Here is a 6,694-nt window from a genome sequence, read left to right as displayed (position 1 = left end):
TGAAACTTGGGAAGGAAGGCGCAAGTTGAACCCTCTCTTTATCCTTATCTTGATCTTGTACAGCGCGCGAGATTGAAACCGAGACAGCTCCGCATCGCCGGCGCGTGCTTACTCCTCTTCGCGCGCTGCTTTGGCGCGATTGCCGACGTTTTCGACGAGCCAAGAGAGATACGGGGCGGAAGATTCCACGATGGGCAGGGCGATGATTTCCGGGGTCTGGTAGCTGTGAAGCGCGCGCACCTGTTGTTCGAGTTCGGCAAAGCGCGCGCGCGTCGTCTTCACGATGAGAAGTATTTCCGGATCGCGGTGAACCGCGCCTTGCCAATGATAGACCGATTCCATCTCGGGCATGAGTTGAACGCAGGCAGCGAGGCGAGAGCCGACCAACATTTCGGCCAAACGCGATCCCTCCTCGCGACTCGGCGCCGTGATCAGGACGACGATAGCTTCGTTATTCATTTCCAATCCCCCTCGCTCTCTCCGGTCAAAGGCGTCTCATCTTCGCCGAAGAAAGCGTAGTAGACCTCGCGCGCTCGGTCCAGATCTCGCTCATCGACGAGGACGACCGAGCCTTGTGCCGTGGTCGAAAGAAGCGGCGCGAAAGCATCGGCGCCACCCGCCTTCACGACAGCACGCACCTCGTTCTTCTGCAAGATGTCGGCGACCATCTCAGCTTCCGCTGGGGAGCCGAAAGCGTGCAGGGGGATGAATCGCGCTTCGCTTTGATCGCGCGCGCTCTTCTCCTGTGGAAGCTTTTCGACCAACTCAGCCCCGTCATCAGGGCAGCGCGTGATACCGGCTTCGTACTCCGACTCGCAAACTGGACAGAACATCTGGTTTCGCCTCCCAACCTTCTTCGGCGTTGCAGCCGCGGGCTTCGCCCAACGTCGGCGCTGATCGATTCGTGTTAGTTTAACGCCGTCGGCTCTTTGGCGGCAACAGGCGATCTGTCCGACTCATCCGGCATCGCTAAGCGCGCGATCCGCTCGAACGGGATCTCCTCAAAGTGCGTGAAGCGTTTGAACTCGCGGAAACGTTCGTTGATCTCCGCATGCGTCAATCTTTGTACGCGCTCGGTGCCGAACTCTTCAACGTTGAACGAAGCCATCACCGAACCGAAGATCATCGCGCGCCGCATGGCCGCCTCATCGATCTTTTCGCAACTGGCCAAGTAGCCCATGAAGCCGCCGGCGAAAGTGTCACCGGCGCCGGTCGGATCGAAGACCGATTCGAGCGGATAGGCCGGAATGGCAAAGTAGCTTTCGCGCGTAAACAGCGCGGCGCCGTATTCGCCCCGTTTGATCACTGCGGCGCGCGGTCCCCATGAGAGGATGCGTCGTGCGGCGCGGATCAGATTCGGTTCTTCGGCCAGTTGGCGCGCTTCGGCATCGTTGATGATCACAGCATCGACCTCTTCGATGGCGCGCCGCAGCGCTGGACGCGCCGTCTCGATCCACAGGTTCATCGTATCGAGCGCGACGAAACGAGCGTCCGAGACCTGCGCTCGCACTTCGCGTTGAAGTTCGGGCTGGATGTTGCCGAGGAAGACCAAGCGCGCGCGCCGCGATTCAGCCGATAGCTTCGGTTTGAAATCGGCGAAGACGTTCAATTGCGTCTCGAGCGTATGGGCTGTGTTGAGATCGTAGTCGTAGCGCCCGCGCCAGAAGAAGGTCTTCCCATCGGCGATGCACTCGAGGTCGGTCGTATCCACGCCATGGCGTTGGAGCAACGCGATGTTCTCTGCGCCGAAATCGCTGCCGACCACGCCGACAATGCGCACCTCGGCGAAAAAGCTCGCCGAAAGCGAAAAGTGCGTGGCCGATCCGCCGAGCATTCGGTCGCGCTTGCCGAACGGCGTCTCCACGGCATCGAACGCGACCGAACCCACCACCAATAAAGACACGGTCGAATTTCTCCTGTGATTCGAAGATGGGGTAGAACGTCTTCATTTTTCCGGCAAGTCAGTTTTGGGACCGCCGAGTTTGGCTAATCGCTCTTCAGCCTCTTTGCGAAAAGCGCTATCGGGAAACTCGCGCACGAGGCGCGTCAAATAGGCGCGCGCATCATCGCGCAGCTTTTCGGGGGAGAGGCGCGGGGCTTGTTTGCCCTTGTTCTCGGCCAGATAGAGGCTGCTCATGCCTGCGATGTAGAGCGCTTCATCCAAGCGTGAAAAGTTCGGGTTGCCGGCGATGATCTCTTCGACGCGATCGAGCGCGGCGCGGTAAGCCTTCTTCATCTTGAAGTAGTGTCGCGCCACTTCAAGATTGTGCAGCGATTCCTTTTCGAGCGCCGCATCGCGAATGGTCGTCGGATCGGGTCCGCGGCGCACGCCCGTTTGTGCCGTGACGGCGGGTGCGGCAACGAGGATCGCCAAAACCACCGCCCAACTCCGCAGCTTGTTTCCCATCGACCTTTCACCTCCCGCTCGGTTTATACTTTGCGATGATCGCCTCGAGCCGTTTGGTTGTCGCTTCGGGCCACAACTCGGGCGCGGTGAAGATGGCGTTCTTCAACGCCGAACCGCATGCACAGCGACGCTCCGCAGCGCTCAACCGGCGGACGGCTTCGCGCATGACGAGTTGCGCGTTGCGAACGTTCTTGTTCAAGTTCTCGACCACGGTCTCGACTGAAACCGCATCGTGCTCTTCGTGCCAGCAATCGTAGTCGGTGACGAGCGCAAGCGTCGCGTAGCAGATCTCGGCTTCGCGCGCCAGCTTGGCTTCCTGCAAGTTCGTCATGCCGATCACGTCCATGCCCCACGCCCGATAAACGTTCGATTCAGCCTTGGTCGAGAAGGCCGGTCCTTCCATGCAAAGATAGGTGCCGCCGCGATGTACGCGCACCCCAACAGCGCGACACGACGCTTCGAGCACGTCGCCCAGTTCATCACAGACCGGATGCGCGAACGTGATGTGCGCGACGATTCCATCGCCGAAGAAGGTCGATTCGTGCGCGCGGGCGCGCGTGCGATCAAAGAATTGGTCCGGGATCACCATGTCGAGCGGCGCGTATCGCTCTTGCAAAGAGCCAACAGCTGATGCCGATAGGATGCGTTCAACACCCAGCAGCTTCATCGCGTAGATGTTCGCGCGAAAAGGCAGCTCCGTCGGCAAGATGCGGTGGCCGCGCCCATGCCGCGGCAGAAAAGCGACACGGACGCCCTCGAGCGTCCCGACGATGAAAGCGTCCGACGGTTTGCCAAACGGCGTTTCGACCTCGACCTCTTCGACACCTTCGAGTTCGGGCATCTGGTAGAGTCCGCTCCCACCGATGATCCCTATTCGTGCTGTTACCATAAGCTATCGGTCCTTCGTCGTGAACTTTCCCGCTTGTTCTCTCGACCGCTCGGCGCTTCACGCGAGCACATCTATCCCCTTCAATTCGACGGGCACGATGCGCCCCTCTTGCTCGACCAACTTGCAGAGCGGCGCATCCCAGTCGTGATAGAAGTAGCAGATCCAACCTTCGCGCACGGCTTGCGGCAGAAGCCTCTTTTTCGCCGCCAGCGTCTCCAAAGGGAATAGATCATAACTCATGATCCAAGCGTATGGCACGTGAGCGCGCGTCGGCACGATATCGGCGAAGAAATAGAGCGTCCGTCCGGCCTGTTCGAGCCGTACGCACTGCATCGTGCGATTGTGGCCGGGAACTGTCTCCACGTGAAGGCCGGGAACGACCTCGTAGTGTGAGGGGATGAGTTCCAATTGTCCGTTGCGACGCAGCGCCTGCCAATCATCGGGCACGTAGCTGGCCCGATCTCGCTCGGTAGGCGCTTCGGCGTGCTCGTATTCGCCGCGCGAGACGAGATAGCGCGCGTTGGGAAACGTCGGCACGACGCGCTCCTCTTGCGCGTCGCGTATGGTGTTGCCGCCTGCGTGATCGAAATGGAGGTGCGTGTTGATGACGATGGTGATCTGTTCGGCGGAGTATCCGGTTGCGGCACGCACCGCTTCGCGCAAACTCCGTTGCCGCGCGATGGCGTAGATCTCCGCGTGCTTGGCCGACCATTTATCGCCGATGCCGGTTTCGATGAGGATGCGCTCATGTCCTGCTTCGATGAACAGGCAGTTCAGTCCGAGTCGGATGCGATTGCGATCATCCGGCGGGGCCACTTTGGACCACAGGACGCGCGGCACGATGCCGAACATCGCACCGCCGTCCAGACCGAACGCGCCATCCGAAACGATTTCAAGGCGATAATCACCGAACCGCACGAGCGCCCTCGCCTCCTATCACAGCGTCACGGCAACGCTCATCTTTGAAAACCTTTGCCACTCCTCATCGTTCAGCAGGCGATGGCTGTGTGGTGGGCGGTTGTGCTGGTGGCGGCGGCACGTTGTAATTCTCCGCGACGCGCACGCGCGACCGCCGCGTGATCTCCTCAAAAAGCTTCTTCTGCTTCTCTTGTTCAATGGCGGCGCGCGCTTGATCGCGTGGCGACATCGGCGGCAGGAACGGGTCGTTGGCCTGTTCCCTTCCGGGAGCGATCAGGATGTGGCGCGCATGGACCTCTTCCTCTCGCTTACCCTCTTTGTTCTGCGTGCGCCGCTCTTCGACCTTGATGATGTGAAAACCGAAAGGCGTCTCGACGATGTCGCTGATCTGGCCCGGTTGCAGCGCGAAGGCTGCCTCTTCAAAAGGTTTGACCATGGTCCCCCGCCCGAACCAACCGAGATCACCGCCCTGCTCTTTGCTCCCCGGATCGGCCGAGTACTGTTTGGCCAACGTCGCAAAGTCCTCGCCAGCCCGCGCGCGTTCGAGTATCTGTTGAGCTTTGGCGCGCGCCTGTTTCGGGTCCAGCTCCGGGTGCTGCGCGATGTACTGGTCTATCTCCTGATCTGTGGCGCGAATACGCGGTTCGAGATCACGCACGTAGGCGCTCGCCAGCAAGTTCGCCTCTTGCAGCGCGATCTGCAACTGCACACGCCGGTCACGGTCGAGTCCCGCTTCCATTCCTTTGCGCGCCGCGATCTGAATGCGCGCCCACTGCCGCTCAAGCTGCTGGAGTTGTTCTTTGAAGACTTCTTCGGGCGCGCCTTTCTTACGCAACATTTCCAAGAAGCTCTTGAATTGCGCCTGTTGTGCCGGATCCTTCAGGAAGCTTTCCACCTCAGCGGGCGACACGATCTGATCCGGCGACTTGCCTTCGCGTCGTAAGCCGCTTTCGTACTGCCGTGCGATGACCAAAGAGCGCAACAGCTCCAATTGCTGCCGCACTTCGGGCCGATTGTCCACGCCAGCAGCGCGCGCCGCTTCGGCGACGGCGAGCAACTCTTTGAGGTTTTCGGCAAACTCCTTGCGCGCCTCCTCGCTCGCCGCAAGCTGCGCGCGCACCGGAGCCGGTTGATCACTGGCGATCAACGCCATGTCTTCTGCGGTCAGCACCGTGGTCGAAGCCTTTCCGGCGCGCGTCCACCACGCGATCAAAACGATGGCCACGACGACGGTGATGACCGCCGCGATGATGCTCTTCTGTTTGGTGTTCAATCCTTTCTCCTCTGCTATTTCAACGATCTCGGCACTCAAGGTCTTGTCTTGATCCTCGCCATAAGGGTCTCAAGCGTCTGCGCATCCCAGCGCTCTCAACACTCAGGATCTTGCCCCCCATGCCGGACGAGTCCCGAAACGCCCTCAGTTTGCTCCGCCGATTCGCGGATGCGCGAACCGTCAAGATTATGTTTCTCCGGGCGCAGATGTCCAGTTGGCGCAAGGCAGGAGGCCCCCTGCTCCAACCGACGATGAGGGTGATAGCAGCGCGCCGCTGACCAGTTTTCGGGCGACAGAATAGCCACCTGAAGACGCATTGCCGCAAAGCGACCCGCTACCGCCGAAAGCCTTCCCCGCCAAACGCGATCCGACGCGACAAGCATTCGCCGCGGCCTGTTTCCCAGCGCTTTCGCTGCCGAGGCTGCCAGTTGATGTGCAAATAGAGGGCCAAAAGGTTTCTCGGCACCTTCACCCTTGAGATACCCGCTTCGCCGAAGTCGCGTCACGACGGTTTATTGTCGCACCGGCGCGAGCTTCCGGAATTCATTCTCAGGAGACGTTGATTTTCAACTCTTTCGCTCGGCACGCTCGACCAGCTCGATGAGCACGCCGCCCGTGGCCGATGGATGAATGAAAGCGATCGAACAACCGTCGGCTCCAATGCGCGGCTCTTCATCGATGAGACGCACGCCCCGCTCTTTCAAGCGCGCCAGCGCAGTGCGAATGTCGCCGACGCGCACGGCGATGTGGTGTATGCCGGGACCGCGTTTAGCGATGAATTTAGCGATGGGCGATTCCGTATCGGACGCCTCGATCAACTCAATGCGCGTCTCGCCAATGGGAAGCATGGCGACGCGCACGCGCTGATCGGCGACCTCTTCGACGTGCGCTAGCTCCAGTCCCAACGCATCGCGCCAAAAGGCAAGCGCCTCTTCGATCCTGTTAACGGCAACGCCGATGTGTTCGATCCGCGTGCTCTTTTCGTCGCGCATAAACGGATTCCGACAAAGCGAGATCTCTAGAGTCTGCAAAAAAGCTCGAAGACGGCCCGCAATGCCCGCTATTCAAGGATTGGCGTCCAAGCGAACCGTTCTTCTCCGTCCTTCCCCCCTGCTCTCTCTTCTTTGAATTTGAAGCTCCTGTGGCGATTTAGCGCCCTAAAAGTCCGGATGCAGGGCGAACCACATGACCCTAGCTCCCCATACGG

At 60.1% G+C, this 6,694-nt stretch carries 8 protein-coding genes; all 8 read right to left on the bottom strand.

Annotated features, from left to right (window positions below):
* Positions 1 to 108 precede the first annotated feature (108 nt).
* On the bottom strand, positions 109 to 459 hold the full coding sequence (cutA, locus tag C4334_RS04060; RefSeq protein WP_352430808.1) for a divalent-cation tolerance protein CutA: 351 nt from the start codon (positions 457 to 459) through the stop codon (positions 109 to 111).
* Complete coding sequence (locus C4334_RS04055) at positions 456 to 833, bottom strand: putative signal transducing protein (protein ID WP_352430807.1); 378 nt, start codon at positions 831 to 833, stop codon at positions 456 to 458. The genes cutA and C4334_RS04055 overlap by 4 nt, the downstream gene beginning before the upstream one ends.
* A gap of 74 nt (positions 834 to 907) precedes the next feature.
* Positions 908 to 1,903: a PfkB family carbohydrate kinase gene (locus C4334_RS04050; RefSeq protein WP_352430806.1), complete on the bottom strand. Its 996-nt coding sequence runs from the start codon at positions 1,901 to 1,903 to the stop codon at positions 908 to 910.
* Positions 1,904 to 1,945: 42 nt separating this feature from the next.
* Positions 1,946 to 2,407, bottom strand: coding sequence for an outer membrane protein assembly factor BamD (gene bamD / locus C4334_RS04045; RefSeq protein ID WP_352430805.1), 462 nt, complete (start codon positions 2,405 to 2,407; stop codon positions 1,946 to 1,948).
* Between the two features lie 7 nt (positions 2,408 to 2,414).
* Positions 2,415 to 3,296, bottom strand: coding sequence for an S-methyl-5'-thioadenosine phosphorylase (locus C4334_RS04040; protein ID WP_352430804.1), 882 nt, complete (start codon positions 3,294 to 3,296; stop codon positions 2,415 to 2,417).
* Positions 3,297 to 3,353: 57 nt separating this feature from the next.
* Positions 3,354 to 4,214 carry an MBL fold metallo-hydrolase gene (locus C4334_RS04035; RefSeq protein ID WP_352430803.1) on the bottom strand — a complete coding sequence of 287 codons (861 nt, stop codon included), beginning with the start codon at positions 4,212 to 4,214 and terminating at the stop codon, positions 3,354 to 3,356.
* 64 nt (positions 4,215 to 4,278) lie between these two features.
* The gene (locus C4334_RS04030) at positions 4,279 to 5,526 is read right to left on the bottom strand and encodes a peptidylprolyl isomerase (protein ID WP_352430802.1); all 1,248 of its coding nucleotides are present in this window, start codon (positions 5,524 to 5,526) and stop codon (positions 4,279 to 4,281) included.
* Positions 5,527 to 6,053: 527 nt separating this feature from the next.
* The gene (gene mce, locus C4334_RS04025) at positions 6,054 to 6,479 is read right to left on the bottom strand and encodes a methylmalonyl-CoA epimerase (RefSeq protein ID WP_352430801.1); all 426 of its coding nucleotides are present in this window, start codon (positions 6,477 to 6,479) and stop codon (positions 6,054 to 6,056) included.
* Positions 6,480 to 6,694 lie beyond the last annotated feature (215 nt).

The organism is Pyrinomonas sp. (assembly GCF_040289685.1).
Classification (GTDB): Bacteria; Acidobacteriota; Blastocatellia; order Pyrinomonadales; family Pyrinomonadaceae; genus Pyrinomonas.
This window is presented reverse-complemented; position numbering and strand designations above follow the sequence as displayed.

Coding starts and splice junctions, on each gene's coding strand:
- cutA (WP_352430808.1), bottom strand. CDS start 459: ATGAATAACGAAGCTATCGTCGTCCTGATCACGGCGCCGAGTCGCGAG.
- C4334_RS04055 (WP_352430807.1), bottom strand. CDS start 833: ATGTTCTGTCCAGTTTGCGAGTCGGAGTACGAAGCCGGTATCACGCGC.
- bamD (WP_352430805.1), bottom strand. CDS start 2,407: ATGGGAAACAAGCTGCGGAGTTGGGCGGTGGTTTTGGCGATCCTCGTT.
- C4334_RS04040 (WP_352430804.1), bottom strand. CDS start 3,296: ATGGTAACAGCACGAATAGGGATCATCGGTGGGAGCGGACTCTACCAG.
- mce (WP_352430801.1), bottom strand. CDS start 6,479: ATGCGCGACGAAAAGAGCACGCGGATCGAACACATCGGCGTTGCCGTT.